This window comes from Leeuwenhoekiella palythoae, from assembly GCF_020310025.1.
In the GTDB taxonomy this organism is placed as follows: domain Bacteria; phylum Bacteroidota; class Bacteroidia; order Flavobacteriales; family Flavobacteriaceae; genus Leeuwenhoekiella; species Leeuwenhoekiella palythoae.
The window spans coordinates 2,644,657-2,671,112 of the sequence record NZ_CP084318.1; the positions used below are offsets into that span (position 1 = coordinate 2,644,657).

23 protein-coding genes are annotated in these 26,456 nt (G+C 39.1%); 15 read left to right on the plus strand and 8 right to left on the minus strand.

Going from position 1 to position 26,456, the window contains the following annotated elements; all coding sequences use genetic code 11:
• Positions 1-5 precede the first annotated feature (5 nt).
• The 3 genes from LDL79_RS11270 to LDL79_RS11280 are packed head-to-tail and all read left to right on the plus strand — an operon-like array spanning position 6 to position 2,831.
• Positions 6-545, plus strand: coding sequence for a hypothetical protein (locus tag LDL79_RS11270; RefSeq protein ID WP_225597760.1), 540 nt, complete (start codon positions 6-8; stop codon positions 543-545).
• A 19-nt stretch (positions 546-564) separates the two neighbouring features.
• Positions 565-1,932: a DUF5723 family protein gene (locus LDL79_RS11275; RefSeq protein WP_225597761.1), complete on the plus strand. Its 1,368-nt coding sequence runs from the start codon at positions 565-567 to the stop codon at positions 1,930-1,932.
• Positions 1,932-2,831, plus strand: a complete 900-nt coding sequence (locus tag LDL79_RS11280; RefSeq protein ID WP_225597762.1) for a hypothetical protein — start codon at positions 1,932-1,934, stop codon at positions 2,829-2,831. The genes LDL79_RS11275 and LDL79_RS11280 overlap by 1 nt, the downstream gene beginning before the upstream one ends.
• Positions 2,832-2,949: 118 nt before the next feature.
• On the opposite strand, the gene LDL79_RS11285 is transcribed toward LDL79_RS11280, so the two are convergent.
• Entirely contained in the window at positions 2,950-4,227 is a 1,278-nt protein-coding gene (locus LDL79_RS11285) for a replication-associated recombination protein A (protein ID WP_225597763.1), read from the minus strand.
• A gap of 90 nt (positions 4,228-4,317) precedes the next feature.
• Here LDL79_RS11285 and LDL79_RS11290 point away from each other — a divergent pair, with 90 nt between their 5' ends.
• Entirely contained in the window at positions 4,318-5,025 is a 708-nt protein-coding gene (locus LDL79_RS11290; RefSeq protein ID WP_225597764.1) for a rhomboid family intramembrane serine protease, read from the plus strand.
• Here LDL79_RS11290 and rlmB read toward each other — a convergent pair.
• From rlmB to LDL79_RS11325, 7 genes are all read right to left on the minus strand, one after another.
• Positions 5,018-5,755 carry a 23S rRNA (guanosine(2251)-2'-O)-methyltransferase RlmB gene (gene rlmB, locus LDL79_RS11295; RefSeq protein ID WP_225597765.1) on the minus strand — a complete coding sequence of 246 codons (738 nt, stop codon included), beginning with the start codon at positions 5,753-5,755 and terminating at the stop codon, positions 5,018-5,020. The two genes, LDL79_RS11290 and rlmB, sit on opposite strands and share 8 nt — an antisense overlap.
• Before the next feature lie 88 nt (positions 5,756-5,843).
• Positions 5,844-7,433 carry a SusD/RagB family nutrient-binding outer membrane lipoprotein gene (locus tag LDL79_RS11300; protein ID WP_225597766.1) on the minus strand — a complete coding sequence of 530 codons (1,590 nt, stop codon included), beginning with the start codon at positions 7,431-7,433 and terminating at the stop codon, positions 5,844-5,846.
• A gap of 7 nt (positions 7,434-7,440) precedes the next feature.
• Positions 7,441-10,641 carry a SusC/RagA family TonB-linked outer membrane protein gene (locus tag LDL79_RS11305; RefSeq protein ID WP_072984111.1) on the minus strand — a complete coding sequence of 1,067 codons (3,201 nt, stop codon included), beginning with the start codon at positions 10,639-10,641 and terminating at the stop codon, positions 7,441-7,443.
• Positions 10,642-11,053: 412 nt separating this feature from the next.
• Positions 11,054-11,995: a hypothetical protein gene (locus LDL79_RS11310; RefSeq protein WP_072984109.1), complete on the minus strand. Its 942-nt coding sequence runs from the start codon at positions 11,993-11,995 to the stop codon at positions 11,054-11,056.
• Between the two features lie 12 nt (positions 11,996-12,007).
• On the minus strand, positions 12,008-13,771 hold the full coding sequence (locus tag LDL79_RS11315) for a SusD/RagB family nutrient-binding outer membrane lipoprotein (protein ID WP_072984107.1): 1,764 nt from the start codon (positions 13,769-13,771) through the stop codon (positions 12,008-12,010).
• A 51-nt stretch (positions 13,772-13,822) separates the two neighbouring features.
• On the minus strand, positions 13,823-17,116 hold the full coding sequence (locus LDL79_RS11320; protein WP_225597767.1) for a SusC/RagA family TonB-linked outer membrane protein: 3,294 nt from the start codon (positions 17,114-17,116) through the stop codon (positions 13,823-13,825).
• 251 nt (positions 17,117-17,367) lie between these two features.
• Positions 17,368-18,873: a BamA/TamA family outer membrane protein gene (locus LDL79_RS11325; RefSeq protein WP_225597768.1), complete on the minus strand. Its 1,506-nt coding sequence runs from the start codon at positions 18,871-18,873 to the stop codon at positions 17,368-17,370.
• Between the two features lie 289 nt (positions 18,874-19,162).
• Between LDL79_RS11325 and rpsL the strand changes: the two genes are divergently transcribed.
• The 11 genes from rpsL to rpsC all read left to right on the plus strand — a co-directional run bounded on the left by rpsL (position 19,163) and on the right by rpsC (position 26,442).
• Positions 19,163-19,537 (plus strand): 30S ribosomal protein S12, encoded by a 375-nt coding sequence (rpsL, locus tag LDL79_RS11330; protein ID WP_009779177.1) that lies wholly within the window; start codon positions 19,163-19,165, stop codon positions 19,535-19,537.
• Between the two features lie 23 nt (positions 19,538-19,560).
• Positions 19,561-20,037, plus strand: a complete 477-nt coding sequence (gene rpsG / locus LDL79_RS11335; protein WP_072984101.1) for a 30S ribosomal protein S7 — start codon at positions 19,561-19,563, stop codon at positions 20,035-20,037.
• Between the two features lie 5 nt (positions 20,038-20,042).
• Complete coding sequence (gene fusA / locus LDL79_RS11340) at positions 20,043-22,175, plus strand: elongation factor G (protein ID WP_072984099.1); 2,133 nt, start codon at positions 20,043-20,045, stop codon at positions 22,173-22,175.
• Between the two features lie 11 nt (positions 22,176-22,186).
• Positions 22,187-22,492 (plus strand): 30S ribosomal protein S10, encoded by a 306-nt coding sequence (rpsJ, locus tag LDL79_RS11345; protein WP_009779180.1) that lies wholly within the window; start codon positions 22,187-22,189, stop codon positions 22,490-22,492.
• A gap of 156 nt (positions 22,493-22,648) precedes the next feature.
• Positions 22,649-23,260 (plus strand): 50S ribosomal protein L3, encoded by a 612-nt coding sequence (rplC, locus tag LDL79_RS11350; RefSeq protein ID WP_072984097.1) that lies wholly within the window; start codon positions 22,649-22,651, stop codon positions 23,258-23,260.
• Positions 23,260-23,889 (plus strand): 50S ribosomal protein L4, encoded by a 630-nt coding sequence (gene rplD, locus LDL79_RS11355; RefSeq protein WP_167596275.1) that lies wholly within the window; start codon positions 23,260-23,262, stop codon positions 23,887-23,889. The genes rplC and rplD overlap by 1 nt, the downstream gene beginning before the upstream one ends.
• Before the next feature lie 4 nt (positions 23,890-23,893).
• On the plus strand, positions 23,894-24,184 hold the full coding sequence (gene rplW, locus LDL79_RS11360; RefSeq protein WP_072984093.1) for a 50S ribosomal protein L23: 291 nt from the start codon (positions 23,894-23,896) through the stop codon (positions 24,182-24,184).
• A gap of 9 nt (positions 24,185-24,193) precedes the next feature.
• Complete coding sequence (gene rplB / locus LDL79_RS11365; RefSeq protein WP_225597769.1) at positions 24,194-25,018, plus strand: 50S ribosomal protein L2; 825 nt, start codon at positions 24,194-24,196, stop codon at positions 25,016-25,018.
• 6 nt (positions 25,019-25,024) lie between these two features.
• Positions 25,025-25,303, plus strand: coding sequence for a 30S ribosomal protein S19 (rpsS, locus tag LDL79_RS11370; RefSeq protein ID WP_009779185.1), 279 nt, complete (start codon positions 25,025-25,027; stop codon positions 25,301-25,303).
• 8 nt (positions 25,304-25,311) lie between these two features.
• The gene (gene rplV / locus LDL79_RS11375; protein WP_009779186.1) at positions 25,312-25,722 is read left to right on the plus strand and encodes a 50S ribosomal protein L22; all 411 of its coding nucleotides are present in this window, start codon (positions 25,312-25,314) and stop codon (positions 25,720-25,722) included.
• Positions 25,723-25,725: 3 nt separating this feature from the next.
• Positions 25,726-26,442 (plus strand): 30S ribosomal protein S3, encoded by a 717-nt coding sequence (rpsC, locus tag LDL79_RS11380; protein ID WP_072984089.1) that lies wholly within the window; start codon positions 25,726-25,728, stop codon positions 26,440-26,442.
• The last annotated feature ends 14 nt before the right edge of the window (positions 26,443-26,456 follow it).

Here is a 26,456-nt window from a genome sequence, read left to right on the forward strand (position 1 = left end):
TTCTAATGAAACTACGCTTTACTCATTTTCTATTCTTACTTACCGGCTTGTTTTTAGGTTGTTCAGAGCAGGTTGACTTTGATCAAGCCAATGAAGTTTCATTAACTAGTACTCAAGATATAGATCTGGTTTATTTTACGCTCAGCCAAGATACTTTCGTAGACGGTACCGGGCAATTGCAACAAACCGGCGTTGTTGAAGCGGTAAAACTAGATTTTTTAGACGATCCGTTTTTTCAGAATCATTTGATAAAGATTGTTTTTGCTTTTAAAATGACCAACACATTTCCGCAAGATCTTACTGCGGTGATTAAGTTTAACGACAGCACCGGCGTAACCCGAGAATCTATTGCTCTTGAAGCGGCCGGAAGCCCGGACGGGACTGAAGTTACTTCTGAATATGAAGTAGTCAAAGAAGGGGCTGCGATTGATAATATTACCAATGCAGATAATGTGCTAGTTGAATATTATTTAAATACCGATGGCTCCCCAATTGTAGGTAGTTTAACCTTTGAATCAAAAGCAGCATATACCGTTGAATTGTAAAGTTGGACTTTTTTTTTTAATGCTGATTAGCGCTTTTAAAACTGTTGCGCAAATTCCGCAGTTGTATGATGCAGACTATCTTCCGCAGAGTTTAATGCTCAATCCCGGTAATGAGGTTGACTTTGATAAGCATTTAGGGATACCGTTATTGAGCGGAATTGGAGTAGGTGTAGGCCTCAGGAATGTTTCGGTTTACGATATCTTTCAGGTGAATGAGAATACTGAAATTAATGCCCGTATTCGTGCAAAGGCTGACCAACTGACCAATAAAGATTATGGAGTGCTTCATCAGAATCTCGAAATTTTAAGTGCCGGCTTTCGGAATAAAAAAGGGAATTACATCTCTTTTGGGTGGTATGAGGCGCTAGACGCAGTTGCTTATTTTCCAAAGGATATTGCAACCCTGGCCTATGAAGGGAATCAACAAAATTTAGGCTATTCTTTTAAAGCTTCAGATATTAAAGCCAGAGCCGAAATGGTTTCTGTTTTTCATATTGGGATGAATAAAAAGATCAATGAGCGTCTTACGCTAGGTGGCCGCTTTAAGATTTACAGCGGAATGTTCAGCGCTGAAAGCACAACCAACACGGGGACTTTTACTACCTATCTGACGCCTGACGGAAATAACTTCTACGAGCATCGGCTGGCGAATATTGACGGTGGACTAAAAATTGCTGGAACCGGAAGCTTTGAAGAATTTTCGCAGTCCCAAATTCTGCAAAATTCGGTATTTAGCGGAAATTATGGAGCGGGTATAGATCTAGGTTTTTCTTATAAATTGAATGAGCGCTGGGTTGTGAGCGGGAGTCTGCTAGATTTGGGTTTTATTCATTATAGCAGCAATACGTATGAGTATTATGGAGAAGGCGATTTTACGTTTGATGGTATTGAATTTATTTTCCCTTCGGTGGTTGATAATAATATGGCCATACGACCCTACTGGACCGATCTCGAAGATGAATTCAGGGAAAATATGACTTTTGACGAGCGCGAAGATATTCAATATACCGTATTGCGCCCGGTAACTTTGCTGGGAGGACTAAGCTATGCTTTTGGTGAGCGTTTAGATTGTAATTGTTTAGATCCTGAAGAAGATCGCTTTAGGTTTAAAACAGGTTTGCAGGCTATGGCGATCAAAAGGCCTCGCGGAGTGCAAGCCGGGTTGACGGCATTTTTAGATGCACCACTTACTTCGTTCTTAAATACAAAACTTACATACGGAATTGATGCTTTTACCTACACAAATGTAGGCTTTCTAATTTCTGCTAAAATCCGTAGTTTTAATGTGTATTTAGCGGCAGATAACTTACTTTCATATTCAAATATTGCCGACTCAAATACAGCCAGTTTTCAAATTGGTTTTCAATTAATTTCAAATAAAAACTAATGAATACAAGACACTATATTTTACTTGCGTTTATCGCTTTGATTTCGTTAACATCGGTTTCCGCGCAAGAACTAAAAGATTATAAATACATAGTTATACCGCAGAAATTTGAATTTCAAGATGAGGCTGGGCAATATGAGCTAAATGCGTTAACTCGTTTTTTATTCATTAAATACGGTTTTGATGCTTATTTAGAGAATGAGCAGCTTCCGGATGATCTTAATGCTTCAGGATGCAATACGTTGTATGCACGTGCAGATATTAGTGGTTTTTTGAGTACGAAAGCTTTGATCACTTTAGTGAATTGCAGAGGGAAAGAAGTTTTTGTTCTTCCGGAAGGGAAAAGTAAGATCAAGGATTTTAAAGGAGGACATCAGGATGCTTTTAGGGATGCATTTGAAGAACTTGAAGAAGAATACGGGTATACGTATTCTGATGCCATCGTAGAGCGAGCAGAGCTGATAGAAGAGGTAGAAGAAGAAGAGGAAGCGCCGCAAACTCTGGTTAATGCAGTAGCAAACAATAAACCACCAAAAAAGGAAGTTGTGGTTTCAGCAATACCAAAAAATAGCGATGTGGTTATCAAGGAAGAAGTAAGCACCGCAATTGATGCGGAAACAAATAACGCGGCTACTAATGAGGCAGAAATTGAACAAGATATCAAAACGGTGTTGACTAGTGCAGATGGTGCTTTTAGTATGCGCGCGACTGCAAATGGTTTTGATGTTTATGAAGGAAGTAGCAAAATAGGAACTGCTACCAAAACCTCTGCGGGGTCTTATTTAGTGAATACCTCACAATTCACTGGAGTAGGATACTACAATGGCACAGAATTCACCGTAGAACGCGAAATAAAGGGTGTAAGCGGACTGGTAAAAATGATTTTTACGCAGGAGTAAATACATAGAATTACAGAAGGCCTCGTTTTAAATGTTGTTTTTCGCTGAGAGAAATAATATTTGAAACGAGGTTTTTTTTTTGGCCGCGGGATAAAAGAAATAAGGTCTCGAAGTAGTCTTAATAATTGTACTTGTCTCCCCAGCGGTTTTTAAGAAACTTTCTAATGCCATCTTCACGTGCGTTAGCACCGGGATCATATAGTTTTTGATTCGTGATCTCCTCCGGAAGAAATTCTTGTGCAATAAAGTTGCCGGCGCCGTCGTGAGAGTATTTATACTCATCACCGTAACCTAATTCCTTCATAAGCTTAGTAGGTGCATTGCGCAAGGCGAGGGGTACAGGTAGGTCACCTGTTTGTTTAACAAGCTGCTGTGCCTTATTGATCGCCATATACGACGCATTACTTTTAGGCGAAGTAGCGAGATAGGTTACGCATTGACTCAGAATAATACGAGATTCAGGATAGCCTATTGTGGTTACAGCAGTAAACGCATTCGTCGCCATTATCAAGGCAGTTGGGTTGGCATTGCCTATATCTTCTGAGGCTAAAATGATCAAGCGTCTTGCAATAAACTTGAGATCTTCGCCACCTTCTAACATACGAGCGAGATAATAAACTGCTGCGTTGGGATCGCTACCTCTTATAGACTTTATAAAAGCAGAAATGATATCGTAGTGCTGCTCACCGGTTTTGTCATACATCACCGTATTTTGCTGTACCTTTTGCTGCACCATTGCATTAGTGATCACGACTTTTTCTGAAGTTTCGGTGGTCACTAAAAGTTCAAAAATATTCAAGAGTTTGCGCGCGTCACCACCACTTATACGCAATAGCGCTTCGGTCTCTTGCAGTTCGATATCTTTCTTCGATAAGATGGTATCTTGCTGCATAGCCCGCTTTAAAAGCGCTCTGAGGTCGTCTGCAGAAAACGGATTCAAAACATATACTTGACAACGGGACAAAAGTGCGGGGATTACCTCAAAACTTGGGTTTTCAGTGGTTGCGCCAATTAATGTTACCCAGCCTTTTTCAACCGCAGCCAGTAAGGAATCTTGTTGCGATTTGCTAAACCGATGAATCTCATCAATAAACAATAACGGATTTTTCTGTGTAAACAATCCGCCGGCATTCTTGGCTTTGTCAATAACCTCACGAACATCTTTAACCCCGCTATTAATAGCACTAAGAACATAGAAGGGGCGTTTTGATTCTTCCGCAATAATTGAAGCTAGGGTCGTTTTACCCACACCTGGAGGCCCCCACAATATCAAAGAAGGTATTATTCCTGATTTTATAGAAGAAGTAAGAGAGCCCTTGTCTCCAACAAGGTGCTCTTGACTTAAATAATCGTCTAAAGTTTTAGGACGTAGACGTTCAGCTAGTGGTGCATTCATAGACTCAAAATTATTTATTTACAGCTTAAGTACTGCCACTATTTCGTACTTTATGATTTTGGCTGAACTATTGCTAGATTACCGAATACTATGAGCGCTAAAAAACAAAAGTCGGCTTTTCAATTCACTACAGGAGTGGTGTTGTATCCTTTGATAGGAGTGCTCACACTTTGGCTGGTTTTTTGGTTTGAGTTGAAATTTGGATATAATTTCACTACTTATGGTGTTTTGCCACGTGAGCTGAAAGGATTGTTGGGTATCATTTTTTCACCCTTTATACATTCTAATTTGAGCCATTTGTGGCACAATAGCGTTCCTGTTTTGGTTTTGATGGCAGGGTTAATCTACTTCTATAAACCGGTGGCAGGGCGTGTGCTTTTTTGGGTAGCAATAGGCTCAGGGCTGGGAACCTGGCTTATTGGTCGCGAGGCGTACCATATTGGAGCCAGTGGCGTGGTTTATGGTTTGGCTTCTTTTTTATTTTTTAAAGGAATTTGGTCTAAACATTATAGGTTGACTGCCTTTTCCCTCATAGTGGTTTTTCTCTATGGAAGTCTAATCTGGGGAACTATGCCCATAAGAGACGGAATGAGTTGGGAGGGGCATCTTTCAGGATTTGTAACCGGACTGGTTTTAGCTATTGTGATTAAATCGAAAATAGCAAAGCCCGTAAAGTATGTTTGGGAAACTGAAGCATATAACCCTGATGAGGATCCTTTTTTACAGCAATTTGATAAAGATGGAAACTTTATTGATCCGCCTCTGGAGGATGATGTTGACGAAGACCGACTTACTTAAGACGTTGTCTCACGATTTCATAGAGAAATGCGCCACACGCTACCGAAACATTTAGCGAACTAATAGTACCTGCCATAGGTAGTTTTGCTTTGTGATCTACCAGTTTTAATACACCGGGTGTAACTCCTTTTCCTTCACTTCCCATAACAAGAGCAGTAGGTGAAGAATAATCTAAATCGTAAATAGAATCGTCAGTCTTTTCGGTTGCAGCCACAACTTGAACTCCAGAGCCTTGCAAGTAGAATAATGCATCCTTGATATGGTCAACTTTACAAATGGGGATGTTGAAGATCGCTCCCGCTGATGTTTTTACCGTATCGTCAGTCACCGGTGCTCCTCCCGATTTAGGAATGATAATCGCATCAACTCCCGTGCATACTGCAGTTCTGATAATTGCGCCAAAATTTCTAACGTCAGTGAGCTGATCTAGAAGTAAAAATAGGGCTGGCTTATCACCGGCGAGAACCGCTTCAGCAGTAGCTTCAAATTCAGCAAATTGAATAGGGGAGATGGTCGCAATTGCACCTTGATGATTTTGATCTGAAAGTTTGTAGAGCTTTTCCTGCGGAACATAAGAAACTGAAATACCATGCTCTCGAATCAACTTTTCTAATTCCTTAGAAAGCGGATTGCTTAATCCTTTTTGAAGATAAATCTTACCAATTTCTTTACCTGCTTGAATCGCTTCGATGATTGCGCGGGTTCCGTAGATGTTTGTGCTTTTTGACATAGGGCAAAGATAGGTTGGTTATTTAAGATGCAGAAATAAAAAAGCCACCTAAAAGGTGGCTTTTCAAAATCAAATAATAACTTAAAAATTAGTTTACGTCCCAGAATAATTTACTCAAGATCGTATCCCCGTTACCTAAATCAGCTGCAGCTGCTGCGCGGTTTTCACCGTTAAGCGTTTGCAGGATTTGCGGGTATCTTAAACGGAAAGGTAAATCCGTTACGCCATTTACACCAGATTCAAAGGTGTAAGACTCTATTCTGTTTCCTTCTGCTTGAGCGTCCACTTGATTTTGTGGTAAGTCAACTGTATCTCCAGGTACTAAAAGTACATTAGGATAACCAGTTCTTCTATACATTGCGTAAGCAGTATTAGGTTGCATATATAAAGCTACATACTTTTGGTTAAGTACGTTTTCTTCAGAAGCGGCAGGCAAAGTGCTTACAAAAGCAGTGATGTCTGCATCAGCAACACCCCATTTTTCCATAGAAGCACGTACACCTTCTTCGTAGTTTGCTTGATCAAATCCATTCTCTTCAGAAAGGATAAAAGCAACTTCAGAATATTCCATAAGTACCTCACCGTAATCTGGTCTTAGAACTTTACTACTCATAAACGAGTAAGAAGTAGAAGGAAGTGCATTCATATTTCTAAAAGCGTATGGAGCTCCCACATAGTCAGCAGGGTCATCACTTGTAGTGTAATTGTCATCTTTTACATCTTCAATACCTACTGAAATAGGTGCTGCCATCTCAAATAATCTTGGGTCAAGACCAAAGTTACCAGTCTCACCTTTTAATAAGTTGATAAATGGAGCAGTTACTGCAAAGTCAGTTCTGCCAATGAAGGCTCTCCACCAAGGTGAAGCGTTTAGATCTACTGTTTCGTAGCTCTGAACAGCGTTATCAGCATTAGAAGTCATTACACCAGACTGAATAGCGGCATTAATAGCGCTAGTAGCAGTTGTAGGGTCTACATCACGAAGATTGTTTGCAACTCTAAGGATTAAAGAGTTTGCAAATTTTTTCCATTTTGCAGCATCACCACCAAAAATGTTATCACCAGATGTAAACACAGCAGCATTAACATTGATCATATCTGCAGACTCTCTTAATTCATTTAAAATATCTGCATAAATCTCTTCTTGAGGAGCAAATACAGGATTTAAATCTTCGTCTACAGCAAGTGCTTGAAAATTCTCATTATCCGAACCATAAGAATAGTAAGGTACATCACCAAAGAAATTAGTCAACTCGTAAAACATATAGGATAACATAATACGAGAAGCTGCAATCTGGTTGTCATTATCCCCTGAAGCAGCGGCGTCTGCCATTGTTGCTTCATCAGTGTTAAGGTCAATGATTGATTTAAAGTCTGTTGCAACTAGGTAAGTATTTTGATAAATACTTTCTGCTGAAGACTCACGATATAAATAACGATCTTCATCAGCGTAGGCTGTTTGTCCCCAATATTCTACCCAGTTCTGAGTTAAACGTCCTGAGTTAAAAGCGTTTCGGCTAAAGTCGACATAGCTTTTAGTTGCAGATGCAAAAATGTTTGCAGTAGGTACGAGCTCAGGGTCGTTAGGGTTTAGGTTAACTTCTTCTAAGCCATCATCACAAGAACTAAATCCTGCCGAGATGACGAGCATTAATAAGATTATAAATTTATTTTTCATCTTTTTCTTAAAATTTTAATTGAACGTTAAGTCCGTAAGAACGTGTTGATGGTAAAGAACCACCTTCAGAACCTTGAATATTACCACTACCTGTAGTTGCGATTTCTGGATCGAAGTTGTCATTGTCTAGACCCCATACAAGTAGGTTTCTACCAAATGCAGTAAGTCTTACTTCACTAAATGCATTACCAATCCAGTTTTTAGGTAGGTTGTAACCAAGAGTTACTTCACGTAATTTCCAGTAAGAAGCATCAAATACGTTTTGTGCATCATTACCAAAATAGAAATCAGTACCATATTGCTGTGCAGAAATAACTTGAGTGTTTTCAGCAGTATTTGATACTGTGTAAGAACCGTCATCATTATAAGTTACATCACCGGTTACACCAGGAAGAATTAAACCTTCTTCACGAATGTTATTAGCAGCAGTTTGCTCTAAGATACCAGAATAGTTACCCCAAATGTTAGTCAATGAGCGGTATACACCACCTTTTTGTCTGTCAATTAATACGCCTAAGCTAATACCTTTATAGGTAAAAGTGTTGCGGATACCCATGTTATAATCAGGTAAGATAGAACCAAGGTTTTCTACGTTTTGAGTTTCAGCATAGCTACCATTTGAGTTTACAACGCGGTTACCAGCATCATCATAAACGTAGTTAGTACCACGAATTTGACCGTAACGCTCACCTACAACTGCATTTAAAGAAACACCGTTAAAAGGGAAACTTGCTAGCTGAAGTGTTTCAAGACCTTGAGCTAAGCTAAGTAGCGTGTTTTCGTTCTTAGCAAAATTCCAAGTAACATCCCAAGAAAAATCCTCAGTCATTATTGGTGTAGCATTTACAAGAATCTCGATACCTTTATTTTCTAATTCACCAGCATTAAGAACTGTAGAAGTAAATCCTGTTGAAGGGTCAACTTGTACCGGAGTAATCAAATCTTTAGTAAGCTCATTGTAATAAGTTACATCAAAACCTAAACGTCTGTTGAAGAAAGATGCTTCAACACCAAATTCATAGGTGCGCTTCTCTTCTGGTAAAAGGTTAGGGTTTTTATTACTGCTAACAAGAGTAAATGGTACTGAACCTAAGAAAGGATTACTTCCTGTAAATACATTGCTTAATTGATAAGGGCTTGTATCACTACCTACTTCAGCATAACCAGCTCTTACTTTTAAGAAAGAAAGCCAGTCTGCATTAATAAATTGAGATGCAATAAAACTACCACTTACAGATGGGTAGAAGTATGAGTTATTCTCTGCAGGTAGAGTAGAAGACCAGTCATTACGACCAGTCACTGTTAAGTAAGCAAAGTTGTCATAACCTAAAGAAACAGAACCAAATAAACTGTTTATCTGACGCTGAGAATCACTTTCACTAACAGTTGGGTTATCTACAGAGTTACTTAAGTTGTAGAATCCTGGAACTACAAGACCACCATTAGTATTAGCACCTAAGAAGTGATATTCGTTAACCCTTCTGTTACCACCTACAAAGGCGTTGATGCTTAATTTGTCTTCAAAAACAGATTTGTCGAAGTGTAATCTTCCCTCGTAGTTGATCTCTTGAAAATCACGATCACTTTCTGAGTAAGAAGCTTGTGCTTGAGAGCCAACAGCTGTTCTTTGATTAATTCTAAAGTCATAAGTATCACCATATACTTTAGCTACCGCATAGAAATCATCAGTAAAGTTGTAAGTAGCACCTACAGTACCATACCAACGTGTTCTTTTATCCTCTGCTGTATTTTCATTAAGTACCCAATATGGGTTATCTGTATACTGTGGAAGAGGGTCATTGTAAGCTCTTCTGTTCCAAGTTCTCTGGCGACCATCTGCAGTTTTATATGCCTTAAGACGATCATAGTCTAATGAAGTTTGACCAAATTGATATAACTGAAGAATTACACTTTCTCCTGTATAACCTGAAGCTGGTCTGTTAAAACCATCAGTTACTGTAAAGTTTACCGAAGCATCTACTTTTAATTTATCACCAATTTTAGTTGAACCATTAAAGTTAATACTGGTTTTATTCAGTTTAGTGTTTGGTAAAATACCTTCAGTCTGCGTATTGTTGATAGACATACGCATGTTAGAATCTTCTCCCGCTTGAGAGAATGCTACACCATTATTATAAGAATACCCCGTTTTGAATAAAGTGCTACCGTCATTAGCAGGAGCTACCCAAGGTCTTGTTTGTAAATAGCCAGGAGTTCCTGGTTCAAAGGCATCCCAATGTAAAACTGGTTGCCCTTCATATCTTGGTCCCCAAGATTCATCAGTTGCATAATCAACTAAATTGTATGTAGTACCATTAATAGTAGCTTGGTTAAAGCCACCTTGGTCACCAATAGTGTAGTTACCACCTCCACCACCGTAGAGTTTTTGAGTTTGAGGTAGAATGTTTACTTCTTCAAAAGTGATACCTGTGTTTACAGTTACTTCACCTTTGCCTTTTTTACCTGATTTGGTAGTGATTTGAATAACCCCGTTAGATGCACGTGAGCCGTAAAGGGCTGCTGCTGCACCACCTTTAAGAACGTTCATACTAGCAATATCGTCAGGGTTGATGTCAAAACCAGTATCACCAAAATCACGACCACCTCCACCATTTTGGGTAGATGTACTGTTGTAGTTACTGTTATCTAATGGGATACCGTCAACTACTATTAAAGGTCTGTTTTCTTGTGTGATAGAACCAATACCACGGATTAAAATTCTTGAAGAACCTCCTAAGTTACCACTTGCATTAGAAATTTGAACACCGGCAACTTTACCAGAAAGTGCATTAAGTGCATTACTATTTCTTGTTTGTGTAAGTTCTTCACTGCTTACCTCTTGAGTAGCGTACCCTAAAGATTTCTTTTCTCTAGAAATACCTAAAGCAGTTACAACTACTTCATCAAGAGCTTCACCTGCGGTTAGGCTCACATTAATTGTGCTTGAGGCTCCTACTACTTGTTCAGAATCTCCAAAACCTACGTATGAAAAGACTAAGGTCTGACCTTGAGATGCAGAGATTGCATAATTACCATCAAAATCAGTTTGTGTACCTGTTGTAGTGCCTTGGATTACGATGTTAACACCGGGAAGTGGCACTCCGCTTCCATCAGTAACCGTACCGGTTACTTCTTTGGTTTGTGCAAACGAGAATTGCACCACTAACGCTAAGAATAGCGTTAGCAATCCAGTAAATTTAATTTTCATGTTATTGTTTATTTGAATTAGCCGAGGGCGAATTTGTAGAAATAATATTCAATAAACAATTTATTTGTCATAAAATTTTAATAGATGGTTATTGTATATTCATTAAAACAGGTGTTTTAATGAGAAATATTTATCATAAAGGATGGTCTATTTGAGTTATTTAAAAAAAATGCAAAAGTTATGTTAATTAAAAGTATAAGGTGTTGTGGTTGTAATTCTTAAGAGTGTTTATATTATGTTAATTTAAAATTTATTAAATCGTTATAGTGATGAAATTTGATAACAGTTTGAATTAGATCTTAATAGTAATTTGATTTTTATTTTAAATCTTTAAAAATAAAAAAGCCTGCAATTTTACTTGCAGGCTTCCTTTTCGATTATTGGCTAATAATCTCTACGTGGTTTCTTATAATTATTGAGCACACACTGTGATAGGTAATAAGCCAGATGCTTGCTCACCAAAATCACCAGAGTCGTACACTAAATCTCCGTTAGGTGCATATACCTCGAAGCGAATCTCACCATAGTTGTCACCTGGGAAGTTCCATTCTGCACTTACCGTGCCTTCTGGTATAGTAACAGTTGCCACGCCCTCGTAACCATCATTAGGTGTACAACCACCTTGACTTTCATCTAGGAATGCTCCGGAGTTACACCCTCCATAAGGGGAGCATAAACCAACTTCTAAAGTTGTGCTATCTAAAACAATAGTGATTCCTGATCCACCATTACCACAATCAGTTTGCCATCCGTCGCCATAAGAATCAAACATTCTAACGGTATAGTCACCAGGTTCTGGAGAGCAGGTTAATAATGCGTTATATTGAAATGGCGCCTTAAAGAATACACCTGTCAATACACCTGAACTACTTTCTGGGCCTAAAGATCTACCATCTGTAAGGTTTAAAACAAGTTCAAAAATGAACACATCACCAGCGGTGTACTCACTGTCAGTAATTCCCATTGCGCTAATAGCTTCTCCAAAAGTAGCGGTCAACGTAGCTCTTGGTAAACCTACAGGCCCTTCAGTGAAGTCAGATGCAGGAACCGTTTTTACTAGGCTTCTGTTTGGATCTGAAGTTCCATTATCGCTTGTAAGGTCTCTAAGTGAAACGTAGATGTCAACACTCTCCATAAGTCCACCGTCTAATTCATCTTGCTCTTCTACGGTCACTGCAAAAGTTGATGTAGGGTCGCTAGAGTTAAGAGACGCATTAATAACTTCAATAGTTCTTAATACAGCGCCTTTTTCGTAATCTAAAACAGTGTAGATTGCATTATCTGGGTCATCATCACAAGAAACTGTGTTGAAGACGAGCCCTAGAATAAGTATGTATTTTAAAATATTTTTCATCTTCATATAATTTTAGTTTGCAGGGTTAGTAACTCCGGCATCCCAGAATACCTGCGTTAAATTGTCTTGTCGCTGACTAACATTTGGGTTAGCATTAACCTCACTTGATGGGTAAAGAAGTGTTCTAGGGAATGGTCCCGGATTTGGATCAATGTTTCTTGCCAAAGTTCTTGGATACCCAGTTCTTCTTATAAAATTAAATGCATCTGCACCACCACCATACATAGCGATGAAAAATTGTTCACCAAGGATGTCTAGTTTAGATTTTTCTACTGGCCAGTCAAATGCATCTAATGCAGTGTTCTCATCGGCATCAGAGAACTCATCAGTAATATCAGCTATAAATTCTGAAATATCTTCTGCAGTAGGAGCCAGACTTGTGTCTGCTGTAGGATCTGTAAACGTGGTAACGTAGTTCACAGATTCTGTTACACCTGCTTCAAAAGCATCTTCTGCTGGATCATCCTGCCCAAGCATTAGATATGCTTCAGCTCTCCAGAATTCTACATATGACGAAAGAATAATAGGCTCTATACCTGCACCTCCGGCACCGCGACCAAGACCTACAGCTGCATCATAAAACGTGATGTTGCTTTGATCTGGATTTAAAATTACCCAATCTAAATTGTCATCAAATCGACCTCCAGCTGGATAAACTCCTGTTGCTGTTCTTGTAAATGAATCTGGCGGAATACCTTCATTGTTGCCATGTATTCTTCCCCAATATCCTAAACGCATAGAACACCAATAATCTTCTTGCTCTGTAAATTCTAAGTGTGATGGTACGTCTTGTGCAGAGCAAGCTAATGATGCTGCGTCTACTGCGCCGTCATACAAATAGTAGTTTTCATCAGCTTCCCAGAATAATAGGGTGAAGCTACCTGGAGTAACCGCATTTTGACGGTAGAAGTAATATCTTCTTCTTGGGTCATCATTACCAGAGAAGTCTCCGTAGGTTCCAGCCATAAGATTCATTAACCAGTTAGATCTGTAAAGACCTGCTCCACTATCAGTGTAATCACTTGCGTAATCAGGATGACGTGTGTCTGGTTGCTGTAAATTAGTACCATAAGCGAAGGTGAAATTATCTTCAGCACTTTCGATTACGTTGGTAGCGTTGATTACACCATTGTAGTCACCGGTAGTTAATGCCGCTCTCATTTTAAGTGTATTGATAAACTTGATCCATTTACCTCCATCACCTTCGTAAAAAAGGTCTGTAGATGTCCCAACACTAGCTCCTTGTAATAGAGAAGAAGCTTCGTTTAGTAAGCTTAGTGCAGCGTCATATACAGCTGCATCATCGTCTAGATTAGGGTTAGGAAAATCTAGAGGCATATTTGCTTCGCTCCAAACAATGTCACCAACATAATCTACAAGTAGCATCATAAGGTGTGCTTGCATTGCTTTTGATGCACCTAGAATATAATCATAAGAACCATCAGTGTTTGATTCTTCGATTACTGCAATATCCGGGTTCATTGAACTGAATAAATTTCCCCAAGGTCCATTAAGGGTTCCGCTTCCGTAGTTATTAAAATAGATACGACCACTCATATAGTCAATTCTACCAAGCTGCGCGCCAATATTATTAAATGACGACACGCCATTACGGTAACTCAATTGCACACTGTTAAACAGAAGTGATGGGTTGGCCTGATCAGGGCTCAGAGAGTTAGGGTTTTCTAGCATTTCGAGCTCTACCGTCTCGCAACTCTGAAAGACTGTAAGGGCTGAAAGAAACGCTATAAATAAGACATTATATATTTTTTTCATATTAAAAATTTTTAGTAGATGCTTTTTAAGTTAAGTGCTTCTACGATTAGCTTAGAATGTAGCTTTTACGCTCAAACCATATCTTCTAGAACTAGGCCCGTTTAGATAGTCAAATCCACGCCCGTTACCTACACCAATACCAGCTACGTTAGGATCAAAATTAGCGCGATCGGGAGTGTTGTATGCGTCATACCATAAGTTATATCCGGCAGCAGTAATCGATAAAGTGCCAAAAGGAGTTTTTTCTAACCACTTTTTAGGCATTGTATAACCTAGGGATAGCTCCTTAAGACGAATTACAGAAGCATCATAGATTCTCAACTCGCTAGGACCAAAAAGAACATTGTCAAAATAGAATGAAGAGTTGTCTAGCTGCTGTCTGTTAGGTGATCCGTCAGCTAAAACACCAGGAAGAATAAAAGGCTCTCTACGATCCGGGTTTATTAAACCACGACCTAGCAAGGTACCTATTGTCTGAGAGTAAATGTCTCCACCGCTTACGTGGCTTACTTGAAAACCTAACGTAAGATTCTTATAAGAAATAGTGTTGATAAAGTTCATTACATAATCAGGGTTAGGATTACCGATGATAGGTGCTATAGAACGAGCTCCTGGAGTATCGGCATTTACCTCATTTCCTGCATCATCAATATAAACCTCAGTCTCTGATACGTAAAAACCATCATTACCTACTACAAATGAACCATTATCATCTCTAAGAATTCTGCTTCCTACGATAACCCCTAGTTGTTCACCTTGAATTGCAGCATTACCTAAATTAGAGAATCCTGCATAAACTATCTGGTCACTACCAAGTTCGGTAACTATTTGCTTATTGGTAGTGAAGTTCACTCTGGAGTTCCAGCTGAATCCACTAGGCTCTGCACTTTTAAATATGTCAACCCCTAGGTCAACTTCCCATCCGGTTCCTTCAACCTTTCCGATGTTACCTGTTGTGCCGGTATAACCTGAAGATGTTGATAATGGGATTCCCACAATCTGGTCTTTAGTTGTACGATCGTAATATGATAAGCTAACATCTAAACGGTTTTTTAGCAATCTAGCATCAAAACCTACTTCCCATTCGCTGATCAACTCAGGTCTTAGATTTGGATTAGCAAGAGCGTCGCTAACACCATTGGTAACAATTCCTGAAGCTCCACCAACAGCTCCACCAGAAACTTGAGTTGATTGATTGATAGTATTTACGGTTGGGTATCCTGTAGGGAACCCTGCAGAAGAACCAAGACCGGCTCTTAATTTAAGGTAATTTAGTCCTAGGCTGTTCCCTCCGCCAAAACCTTCAAATGCAGAAGTTGGAATGAAAGAGGCGCTAACACTAGGGTAAAACTGACTGTTGTTTTCTGCGATCAAGTTTGAGATCCAGTCATTTCTTCCGGATAGCGATAAGTATAAGAAGTTATCATACTCAAATGAAAGATCACCAAATAAACCAATTGTGTTTCTCTTTTGAGAAAACTGAATAGGTAGCTGGTTTTCAAAGTTGAAGTGTCTCTGAACGTCATAAACGATTTGAGCAGAGCTCGAAACCCCTTGTCTGTCGTAGTATTCTCCTAATGTACTTCCTCCTAAAAGAAAGCTAACATTTAATTTTTGATCAGCTGTTAAGTCGTAATTACCAGATACCGCAGCATAGTGATTAAAAGTAGTGCTGTTGTTATCCCAAGTGTCATAGTAACCAAAACGGTCAGCATCACTGTTAACTCCTCCTTTATTTGCGTAAGAGTGGTTACGTTCGTTATAGATATCAATACCACCTCTATAGAGTACACTTACATTATCGTTGAACTCGTAAGAAAGTTGTGCATTACCAAAAACACGATTGGTAAGCTGACCATTCTGTGCATTTTTAACAGTCCATCGTGGGTTTACAATGTCGTTTCCATTACGGTAATAGATACTACCACCTGTTTCGGGGATTTCAAAAGGTAAGCCCATTAAGTCAACACTTATGGGGGTGAAGAATACCTGACCAAATACAGATAAACCATAATTCGCGTTACCATCACTCGCTGCAACCGGAGGTGTTTTAAAATCAGTGCGTGAATAGTTTAAAATACCGGTTACTGTAAATTTGTTGCTCAATTTAGCGCGTCCACCAACAGAAAGTGTGTTTCTGGTAAGGCTGTTGCCTGGGGTGAAACCTTGATCGTCTGTATGCCCGAAGTTTACGTTGAAAGACATGTTGCCATCATTTGAAGCGCCTCTGATGTTTAAGGAGGTGTTGCTTACACTACCAGTTCTAAAAAAGTTCTCTACACTAGCATAGGGTCTGTAAGCATAGTCAACCCCTTGGAAGGATTGATACAATTCGTTCTCTCCGCCTAAAAAGTTACTTAAGAAGGCGTTTGTGGCATATGGATGCGGAACATTTCCGTTAGCATCGATAATTCCAGCGGGATCATTTAAATATCCGTCAACTCCTGTTGCATTGAAGTTTGGTCCGTAGTTACTGAAAAACCAACCAAAAGACTGGTTAAAACCACCACCATAATTCTGTTGGTAATCAGGAAGGGATGCGATCTCGTTGAAAAAGAAAGACTGGTTTAAAGTGATTTCTGTTTTCTTTTTTGAGGATTGCCCGCTGTTTGCTTTCGTTGTAATTAAGATAACACCGTTACGCCCGTCAGTTCCATAAAGTGTTGCGGCAGCAAGACCTTTAAGAACAGTAACGCTTGCGATGTTGTTGGGATCAATATCTAAGAAACGGCTCGAACCAGTATTACCATTAACAAAACTCCCTGAAGAGTTAGTGTCACTAGCAAAGGGAACACCGTCAACCACAAAAAGCGCTTGGTTGCTACCGTTAATAGAGGTGTATCCTCTAATAACTACGTTTGTTGCAGATCCTGATGTACCGTTTTGTGCTGTAATCTCTACCCCAGATGCTTTACCTGAGAGTACACGAGCAACATCAGATTCGGGACGCTGTTCAAGAGCTTCAGAAGATACTTCGCTTACAGCATAACCGAGTGCTTTTTTCTCCCTTTTAATTCCTTGGGCGGTTACTACTACTTCTTCTAAAGCTTCTCCGGCGGCAAGCTGAACATCAATTGTTGATGAAGATCCTACGGTTACGTCTTGAGGAGAAAAACCAACATAGCTAAATGTAAGCACATCTCCCGTAGATGCTTCAATAGAATACAATCCATCAAAATCTGTTTGTGTTCCGGTTGTCGTTCCAGAGATGAGGACGTTAACTCCTGGCAGCGGAACTCCGCTATCATCGGTTACCGTTCCAGAAATTGTTCTGGTTTGCGCAAAAGAAACTTGCACAACTAATGCTAGAAATAGCATTAGAAATCCTTGTAATCGTTTTTTCATGTTTAATATTTATTTGAATTAGCCGATGTTAAAAATGATTAAAAAAAAGCATCGACACAACATTTTAAATCATAAAATTTAATTTTTTGTTAAATTAAATAGCATCATATGTTAATTATGCTAATTCTATAAAATTTGGATTATTAAATAAGAATACTTCATTATTGAGTGTTTTTAACTAATTAAAACTGTTAAATAGGTTAAAATGTCAGCAAGACTATATCTTACTAAAAAATGTAATTGTGGTTGTTTTAGAATTGTGTTAACAAGGTTAAATGTAGGATTGTGTTGCTGAATTTTGGTGTGTTACCTAGGGTGGTTCCGTTAGCGAAGTTCAGTTTCAAAGTGCCGCTTTGTGTGACTATTGAAGCGCCAAGGCCGATAGAGTAGAGGTAGCTTTCTGAATTGTTGATATGATTCTTGCTATAGGCTAGATCAAAAATGCTATTAATGGTCAATTCATTTGTGAGGACTTGTCTAAACTCTGTTAGTAGGGTGGAGTAGATGCTGGAGAAAATGCTGTTTTCTTTAAAGCCGCGGAGTGTTTTTATGCCGCCGAACCGAAACAGCTCGTTTTCATAATAATCTTCAGAGTTGAGAATACTGGTATTGCTTTCTAGGTAGAGTTGCTGTTTAGAGGAGATTGTAAAGGTTTTTAATGCTTCAATTGTTGTGAAAGATTGACTATTAGTATTTTGGTCTATTCTTCGTGCGCCTCCTATGTCAATTTTGAACTGAGTGATTTGAGGGAGAAGTATATAGTTCTTTCTGTTTGTATAAGTCAACCCTAGGCTTAGGCTGTTTTTGGTAAACGGATTGCTGTCTGGTGTCGAAGTGGTGACATTGGAGCTGGTGTGATTGTATGTGGTGTTGATGCTAAGGTTTTGTGCGGCTTGAAATTCGGCTGAAAGGGATTGTGAGGTGTTAGAGAATAAGCTGTCTTGTCTAAAAAGATTAAAGTTGGCGCTTAGGCTAATTGGGGATTTAAAAAGGTAGGGAAGTCTGGCAGAAAGCTCTAGGGTTTGTTGGTTTTCGCCGTTGCTCTTGTAATAGAAGTTAAGGGATTCTCCGTAATTAAAGTTGTTTGTTAATTGAAGATCTATGACTCCGTCTATTCTCAATTTATTAATTTCTTCATCTGAGGCAAAGCCTATAAAACCTTCAAATTGATTGATGTTATTCTTCTCTATATATAGATATAGGTTGGTGCTATCTTTAGTGAAAAGGATTTCGGGAGGTTTTGTTTGGGTGATAAAAAGGAGGTTGTTAAGATTGTCTGTTTTTTTTTGAATTTCAGATCTGTTGAATGTTTTTGTAGTGTCTAATCTGGCGTAGTGTTTTAGGAATGACTTTGGAAACTTGGGGTATCCTTTTATTAAGATGTTAGAAACTTTACGTTGTCTTTTTCTCTCAAGATGAAGTTCTGCTGTGAGTTCATTGTCGTTTAAGCGTATGTTTATTAAACTGGTGGTGGATAATGGGTATCCTGCGTCGCTTTCCTTTTTGGTAATGTTTTTAAGGAATTCGGGGAGTTCAGTTGTGGCAAGTGATTTTTTTTTAGTGAAGTCTAGTTGAAGGTTTTTGTCTTTTATATATAATGTGATCGAATCTGATCTGTTTCCGGGCGTTACTTTAATGAGTTGGTTGTTTTTTGTTAATGAAACTATGTGTTGAAAGTAGCCTTCTTTGTGGAGGGAGTCTTTTAGTCTGTTGAGTGACTCTTGTGCTTCTGAGAAGGAGTCAAATTCTGTTTTCAAGCCAAAAGTCTTCAGTAAGTCTTTTTCTGTTTTTTCCGAACCAGCAATTTGTAAATGTATTTTTTGGCCGAATAAAGAGCTTCCTATCAATAGGGTGGCGTAAAAGATAAAGAGATTCAGCTTCAAGATTGCGATTTATTAGTAGGGTTTGGTGTGTGGTTTTTCAATATCTGAAAAATACCTTTGAAAATTAATGATTTAAGTGTTGAAATACTTAATTTATTTTGTAGCTTTGCACACCCTTAGAAAAGGGCTATTATAATAACTATAATTTAGGTAAAAGGAAATTATGCCAACAATTTCACAATTAGTACGAAAAGGAAGAGCCAAAATAACCAAGAAGAGTAAATCGGCTGCTTTGGATTCGTGCCCACAACGCCGCGGGGTTTGTACCCGTGTGTACACCACTACGCCTAAGAAACCTAACTCAGCGATGCGTAAAGTAGCGCGTGTTAGATTAACTAACGGTAAAGAGGTGAACGCATACATTGGTGGTGAAGGACACAATTTACAAGAGCACTCGATAGTATTGGTTAGAGGTGGAAGGGTAAAAGATTTGCCAGGTGTTAGATATCACATTGTACGTGGAGCTTTGGATACAGCAGGTGTTCAAGGAAGACTACAGCGTCGTTCTAAGTATGGAGCAAAACGCCCTAAGAAGTAATTAAAAACTTTTAAAGAGAAGAAATGAGAAAAAGACAGGCCAAAAAAAGACCACTTTTACCAGATCCTCGTTTTAACGATCAGCTGGTTACGCGTTTCGTTAACATGATGATGTGGGACGGTAAGAAGTCGGTAGCCTTTAAAATCTTTTACGATGCAATGGATATCGTAGAAGAGAAGAAAAACAACGAAGAAAAAACTGCTTTAGAAGTTTGGAAAGATGCATTGTCTAATGTTATGCCTCACGTTGAAGTGCGTAGCCGTAGAGTAGGTGGTGCAACCTTTCAGATCCCTATGCAGATCAGACCAGATCGCAAGATTTCTACTGCGATGAAATGGTTGATTAGTTTCGCTAGAAAGCGTAATGAAAAATCAATGGCTTCTAAGTTAGCTGCGGAAATTTTAGCTGCTGCTAAAGAAGAAGGTGCTGCTGTTAAAAAACGTACAGATACTCATAAGATGGCAGAAGCAAATAAAGCATTCTCTCACTTTAGATTCTAATAAAAATGGCACAAAGAGATTTAAAATTTACAAGAAATATAGGTATTGCGGCTCACATTGATGCGGGTAAAACTACAACTACTGAGCGTATACTTTATTATACTGGTGTGAGCCATAAAATAGGTGAGGTGCACGATGGTGCGGCTACTATGGACTGGATGGAGCAAGAGCAAGAGCGTGGTATTACTATTACTTCTGCTGCTACTACTTGTACTTGGAAGTTTCCTATGGAAAATGCTCAGCCACTTCCTGATACAAAAGATTATAACTTCAATATAATTGATACTCCGGGACACGTTGACTTTACTGTTGAGGTAAACCGTTCATTGCGTGTTCTTGATGGTCTTGTGTTCTTGTTTAGTGCAGTTGATGGTGTTGAGCCTCAGTCTGAAACTAACTGGAGGCTTGCTGATAACTACAAAGTGCCACGTATGGGCTTTGTGAACAAAATGGACCGTCAAGGTTCAAACTTCTTGGAGGTTTGTAAGCAGGTTAAGGAGATGCTAGGTTCTAATGCAGTGCCTATCGTTCTTCCTATTGGTGAAGAAGCAGACTTTAGAGGGATTATCGATCTTGTGAAAAACCGTGCGGTTGTATGGCACGATGAAACTCAAGGTTCAACTTTCGATGTTGTTGAGATTCCAGAGGAGTTGAAAGAAGAAGCAAAAATGTATCGTGGTATGTTGATCGAAGAGGTTGCTGCTTACGATGAGAACTTGCTTGAGAAATTTATGGAAGATGAAGATTCTATTACTGAAGATGAGGTGCACGCTGCACTTCGTGCTGCTGTAATGGATATGTCTATCATTCCTATGATCTGTGGTTCTGCTTTTAAAAATAAAGGTGTTCAGTTCTTATTAGATGCTGTATGTCGTTACTTGCCTTCTCCTGTAGATAAGGAAGGTATTAAAGGTATTAATCCAGATACTGAGAAAGAAGAATTACGTAAGCCTGATGTAACTGCACCTTTCGCAGCATTAGCGTTTAAAATTGCTACAGACCCATTTGTTGGTCGTTTAGCGTTCTTCCGTACCTATTCAGGTCGTCTAGATGCAGGTTCTTATGTATTGAACAATCGTTCAGGTAACAAAGAACGTATCTCGCGTATCTATCAAATGCACTCTAATAAGCAAAATGCTATTGATTTTATCGAGGCTGGTGATATTGGTGCGGCTGTAGGATTTAAAGATATTAAGACTGGTGATACATTATCAGATGAGAAACACCCAATCGTACTTGAGAGTATGGAGTTTCCTGATCCGGTAATTGGTATCGCTGTTGAGCCTAAAACTAAGGCTGATGTTGATAAATTAGGTATGGCTTTGGCTAAGTTGGCAGAAGAAGATCCAACATTCCAAGTGCGTACAGATGAGGCTTCAGGTCAGACTATTATTTCTGGTATGGGTGAGCTTCACTTAGATATTATTGTAGATCGTCTTAAGCGTGAGTTTAAGGTAGAGGTTAGCCAAGGTCAACCACAGGTTGAATATAAAGAGGCTATCACTCGTGTTGCAGATCACAGAGAGGTTTACAAGAAGCAGTCGGGTGGTCGTGGTAAATTCGCAGATATCGTATTTACTTTAGAGCCTGCTGAAGAAGGTAAAGTTGGTTTGGAGTTCGTTAACGAAGTAAAAGGTGGTAACGTTCCTAAAGAATATATTCCTGCTGTTGAAAAAGGATTTAAGACTGCAATGATCAATGGTCCATTAGCTGGGTTTGAAGTTGATGCTATGAAAGTTACACTTAAGGATGGTTCTTTCCACCCTGTGGATTCTGATGCATTATCTTTTGAACTTGCTGCAAAACTAGGATTTAAAGCAGCTGCTAAAGCCGCTGGAGCTGTGGTTCTTGAGCCAATGATGAAAGTAGAGGTTATCACTCCTGAAGAAAATATGGGTGATATTGTAGGTGACCTTAACCGTCGTCGAGGACAAATGAGTAGTATGGGTGACCGTGCTGGAGCGAAAGTTGTGAAAGCAATCGTACCGCTTTCTGAGATGTTTGGTTATGTAACTACTTTACGTACGCTTTCTTCTGGTCGTGCAACTTCTACAATGGAATTTTCACACTATGCAGAAACTCCTTCTAACGTATCTGAAGAAGTTATTGCTGCAGCAAAAGGAACTGCTAACGCTTAATTTACTAAGACATGAGTCAGAAAATCAGAATAAAACTTAAATCTTACGATCATAACTTAGTAGATAAGTCTGCTGAGAAAATCGTAAAAACGGTAAAAAGTACCGGTGCTGTAGTAACTGGGCCAATCCCACTTCCTACTCACAAAAAAATCTTTACTGTATTGCGTTCTCCACACGTAAACAAGAAATCTCGTGAGCAGTTTGAGCTTAGCTCTTACAAGCGTTTACTTGATATCTACAGTTCATCTTCAAAAACCATCGATGCGTTAATGAAGCTTGAATTGCCAAGTGGGGTTGAAGTAGAGATCAAGGTATAATTACCATTCCGTATAGCGGAATAACATGTCCTGAGCTGCGAGCGAGGGAAAAACGGATAAAAATACATTCAGGGTCGGAGGTATTTTGACCCTGTTTTATTTCGATGAAGATCGAAGTTTAAATAAGTAAAATAGTAATAATCAATAATAATTAATATGTCTGGGTTAATTGGAAAAAAAGTAGGTATGACCAGCATCTTTGATGAGAATGGGAAGAATATTCCTTGTACCGTTATCGAAGCAGGTCCCTGCGTTGTTACCCAAGTCAGAACCGAAGAGGTTGACGGGTATAGTGCTCTTCAATTAGGTTTCGATGACGCAAAGACTGCAAATAAAGCTGCTCAAGGCCACGCCAAGAAAGCAGGTACAGTTGCAAAGCGTAAAGTTGTCGAGTTCCAAGATTTTGAAGGAGAGTACAAATTAGGTGATGCAGTAACTGTTGAAGTCTTTAAAGAAGGTCAGTTCGTTGATGTAGCTGGTACTTCTAAAGGTAAAGGTTTTCAAGGTGTTGTTAAGCGTCACGGATTTGGTGGTGTAGGGCAGTCTACCCACGGACAGCATAACCGATTAAGAGCTCCAGGTTCTATTGGTGCGGCGTCTTATCCAGCTCGTGTATTTAAAGGTATGCGTATGGCTGGTCAAATGGGGAATGAGCGAGTAAAAGTTCAAAATTTAAGAGTATTGAAAGTAGTTGCTGAAAAGAATCTACTTGTGGTTAAAGGTTGTGTACCTGGTCACAAAAACTCTTATGTAATTATTGAAAGATAATGAAAGTAGCAGTAGTTGATATTAAAGGAAAAGAAACAGGTAGAGAGGCAAACCTTTCTGATTCTGTTTTTGCTATAGAGCCTAACGATCACGCTATCTATTTAGATGTAAAGCAGCACCTTGCTAATAAAAGACAGGGTACGCACAAATCTAAAGAGCGTGCTGAGATTGCAGGTAGTACACGTAAGATTAAAAAACAAAAAGGTACGGGTACCGCTCGTGCTGGTAGTATCAAGTCTGGTGTATTCAAAGGTGGGGGTAGAATGTTTGGTCCTAGACCACGTAATTATTCATTTAAACTGAATAAAGGTCTTAAGCGATTAGCAAGACGTTCTGCGCTAACTCTTAAAGCAAATGACAAGGCGATTACGGTAATTGAGGATTTCAATTTTGAAACTCCAAAAACCAAAAATTTCGTTGACGTTGTAAAGGCTTTAGGCTTAGATAATAAAAAGTCTTTGTTTGTGTTGGGGGCTTCAAATAATAATGTATATTTGTCGTCACGCAATTTAAAGACCTCTGAGGTTATAACGAGTTCAGAATTAAGCACTTACAAAATTATGAATGCAAATAATGTAGTGTTTTTAGAAGGATCTCTAGAAGAAATTGAGCAAACTTTAAGTAAGTAACAACATGAGTATTTTAATAAAACCCGTGATTACCGAAAAAGCTACAATGGATAGTGAGCTAAATAGCCGTTATACATTTGAAGTAAATCCCGGTTCGAATAAGATCGAAATTAAAAATGCTGTAGAGGCAACTTATGGTGTTTCGGTAATTAAAGTTAGAACAATGAACGTTCGCCCAGATCGTAATACCAAGTTTACAAAATCTGGTATGATCACTGGTAAAACAAAAGGCTTTAAAAAAGCAATTGTACAGGTGGCGGAAGGTGATGTGATTGATTTTTATAGTAACATTTAAGACTAAAAAATGTCAGTAAGAAAATTAAAACCGATCACTCCAGGACAGCGATTTAGAGTAGTAAATGGGTTTGACGCCATCACTACTGATAAGCCGGAAAAAAGCCTTTTGGCTCCGATTAAAAAGTCTGGAGGGAGAAACAGTCAAGGTAAAATGACCATGCGCTACAAGGGTGGTGGTCATAAGAAGCGTTATCGCGTTATTGATTTTAAAAGAAATAAAGAGGGTGTTCCTGCTACAGTTGCGAGCATCGAGTATGATCCTAATCGTACTGCTTTTATTGCGCTTTTAAATTATCAAGACGGAGAGAAGTGTTACATTATTGCGCCAAATGGTTTACAGGTGGATCAGAATGTAGTTTCTGGTTCTGGTGTTGCTCCTGAAATAGGAAACGCGATGCCTTTGTCTGATATTCCATTAGGTACTATTATTTCTTGTATTGAGTTACGTCCAGGGCAAGGAGCTATTATGGCTCGTAGTGCTGGTGCTTTTGCGCAGCTTATGGCTCGTGATGGTAAATTTGCAACTGTAAAATTACCATCAGGTGAAACTAGATTGATTCTGGTGAATTGTATGGCTACAATAGGAGCGGTTTCTAACAGTGATCATCAGCTTATCGTTTCTGGTAAGGCTGGTAGAAAACGCTGGTTAGGTAGACGTCCACGTACAAGACCAGTAGTAATGAACCCTGTTGATCACCCAATGGGTGGTGGTGAAGGTCGTGCTTCTGGAGGTCACCCACGTAATAGAAACGGTGTGCCTGCTAAAGGTTATAGAACCCGTACTAAGACGAAAGCGAGTAATAAATATATTGTAGAACGTAGAAAGAAATAATAAGATATGGCACGTTCATTAAAAAAAGGACCTTACGTTCACTATAAATTAGAGCAAAAAGTTGCTGCTAATGTAGAGTCTAACAAAAAGACGGTAATCAAAACTTGGTCAAGAGCCTCAATGATTACTCCAGATTTTGTTGGTCAAACAATAGCTGTTCATAACGGTCGCCAGTTTGTTCCTGTTTATGTAACTGAGAACATGGTGGGTCATAAATTAGGAGAATTTTCACCTACACGATCTTTTAGAGGTCACGTTGGGTCAAAAAATAAAGGTAAAAAATAATTGAAGCTATGGGAGTTCGTAAAAAGGAAAGAGCAGAGCAGATAAAAGAGGCTAAAAAAAGTTTAGCCTTTGCAAAACTGAACAACTGCCCTACTTCACCTCGTAAGATGCGCTTAGTTGCAGATCTTGTGCGTGGTCAGAAAGTAGAGAAAGCGCTTCAAATATTAAAATTTAGTAATAAAGAAGCTTCTCGTCGTGTAGAAAAGTTGGTTCTTTCTGCCATTTCAAACTGGCAAGAGAAAAACGAAGATGCTAGTATTGAAGATGCAGACTTATTTATTAAAGAGATTCGTGTTGATGGAGGAAGTATGTTAAAAAGACTTCGTCCTGCACCACAAGGTCGCGCACACAGAATAAGAAAACGCAGCAATCACGTTACAGTTGTGCTTGGTGCTAAAGATAACACACAAAGCAAGTAATAAATGGGACAGAAGACAAATCCAATCGGGAATCGCCTAGGTATTATCAGAGGATGGGAATCTAACTGGTATGGTGGTAACGACTACGGTGATAAACTTGCCGAAGACGATAAGATTAGAAAGTATATTCACGCTCGTTTATCAAAAGCTAGTGTGTCTAGAGTAATTATTGAGCGTACGCTTAAGCTTGTAACCGTTACTATCACTACTGCTAGACCTGGTATTATTATCGGTAAAGGTGGTCAAGAGGTAGACAAGTTGAAAGAAGAACTTAAACAAATTACTAACAAGGAAGTTCAGATCAATATTTTTGAGATTAAACGTCCTGAGCTTGACGCATTTTTGGTTGCTTCCTCAGTAGCCCGTCAAATTGAAAACCGTATCTCTTACCGTCGTGCTACTAAAATGGCTATCGCGGCTGCAATGCGTATGAACGCAGAGGGTATTAAGATACAGATTTCAGGTCGTTTGAATGGTGCTGAAATGGCACGTTCAGAAGCTTACAAAGAAGGTCGTATTCCTTTATCAACATTCAGAGCTGATATTGATTACGCTTTGGTAGAAGCTCATACTACTTACGGTAGATTGGGTATCAAAGTTTGGATCATGAAAGGTGAGGTTTATGGGAAGAGAGAATTGTCTCCTCTAGTAGGTCTTGCTAAGAAGCAAGGAAAGGGCGGTCGTGGATCTGGTGCTCCAAAATCACGTCGTAGAAAGTAATTTTTTAAAGTAAA

Coding starts and splice junctions, on each gene's coding strand:
- LDL79_RS11270 (WP_225597760.1), top strand. CDS start 6: ATGAAACTACGCTTTACTCATTTTCTATTCTTACTTACCGGCTTGTTT.
- LDL79_RS11275 (WP_225597761.1), top strand. CDS start 565: ATGCTGATTAGCGCTTTTAAAACTGTTGCGCAAATTCCGCAGTTGTAT.
- LDL79_RS11280 (WP_225597762.1), top strand. CDS start 1,932: ATGAATACAAGACACTATATTTTACTTGCGTTTATCGCTTTGATTTCG.
- LDL79_RS11285 (WP_225597763.1), bottom strand. CDS start 4,227: ATGAATGCACCACTAGCTGAACGTCTACGTCCTAAAACTTTAGACGAT.
- LDL79_RS11290 (WP_225597764.1), top strand. CDS start 4,318: ATGAGCGCTAAAAAACAAAAGTCGGCTTTTCAATTCACTACAGGAGTG.
- rlmB (WP_225597765.1), bottom strand. CDS start 5,755: ATGTCAAAAAGCACAAACATCTACGGAACCCGCGCAATCATCGAAGCG.
- LDL79_RS11300 (WP_225597766.1), bottom strand. CDS start 7,433: ATGAAAAATAAATTTATAATCTTATTAATGCTCGTCATCTCGGCAGGA.
- LDL79_RS11305 (WP_072984111.1), bottom strand. CDS start 10,641: ATGAAAATTAAATTTACTGGATTGCTAACGCTATTCTTAGCGTTAGTG.
- LDL79_RS11310 (WP_072984109.1), bottom strand. CDS start 11,995: ATGAAAAATATTTTAAAATACATACTTATTCTAGGGCTCGTCTTCAAC.
- LDL79_RS11315 (WP_072984107.1), bottom strand. CDS start 13,771: ATGAAAAAAATATATAATGTCTTATTTATAGCGTTTCTTTCAGCCCTT.
- LDL79_RS11320 (WP_225597767.1), bottom strand. CDS start 17,116: ATGAAAAAACGATTACAAGGATTTCTAATGCTATTTCTAGCATTAGTT.
- rpsL (WP_009779177.1), top strand. CDS start 19,163: ATGCCAACAATTTCACAATTAGTACGAAAAGGAAGAGCCAAAATAACC.
- rpsG (WP_072984101.1), top strand. CDS start 19,561: ATGAGAAAAAGACAGGCCAAAAAAAGACCACTTTTACCAGATCCTCGT.
- fusA (WP_072984099.1), top strand. CDS start 20,043: ATGGCACAAAGAGATTTAAAATTTACAAGAAATATAGGTATTGCGGCT.
- rpsJ (WP_009779180.1), top strand. CDS start 22,187: ATGAGTCAGAAAATCAGAATAAAACTTAAATCTTACGATCATAACTTA.
- rplC (WP_072984097.1), top strand. CDS start 22,649: ATGTCTGGGTTAATTGGAAAAAAAGTAGGTATGACCAGCATCTTTGAT.
- rplD (WP_167596275.1), top strand. CDS start 23,260: ATGAAAGTAGCAGTAGTTGATATTAAAGGAAAAGAAACAGGTAGAGAG.
- rplW (WP_072984093.1), top strand. CDS start 23,894: ATGAGTATTTTAATAAAACCCGTGATTACCGAAAAAGCTACAATGGAT.
- rplB (WP_225597769.1), top strand. CDS start 24,194: ATGTCAGTAAGAAAATTAAAACCGATCACTCCAGGACAGCGATTTAGA.
- rpsS (WP_009779185.1), top strand. CDS start 25,025: ATGGCACGTTCATTAAAAAAAGGACCTTACGTTCACTATAAATTAGAG.
- rplV (WP_009779186.1), top strand. CDS start 25,312: ATGGGAGTTCGTAAAAAGGAAAGAGCAGAGCAGATAAAAGAGGCTAAA.
- rpsC (WP_072984089.1), top strand. CDS start 25,726: ATGGGACAGAAGACAAATCCAATCGGGAATCGCCTAGGTATTATCAGA.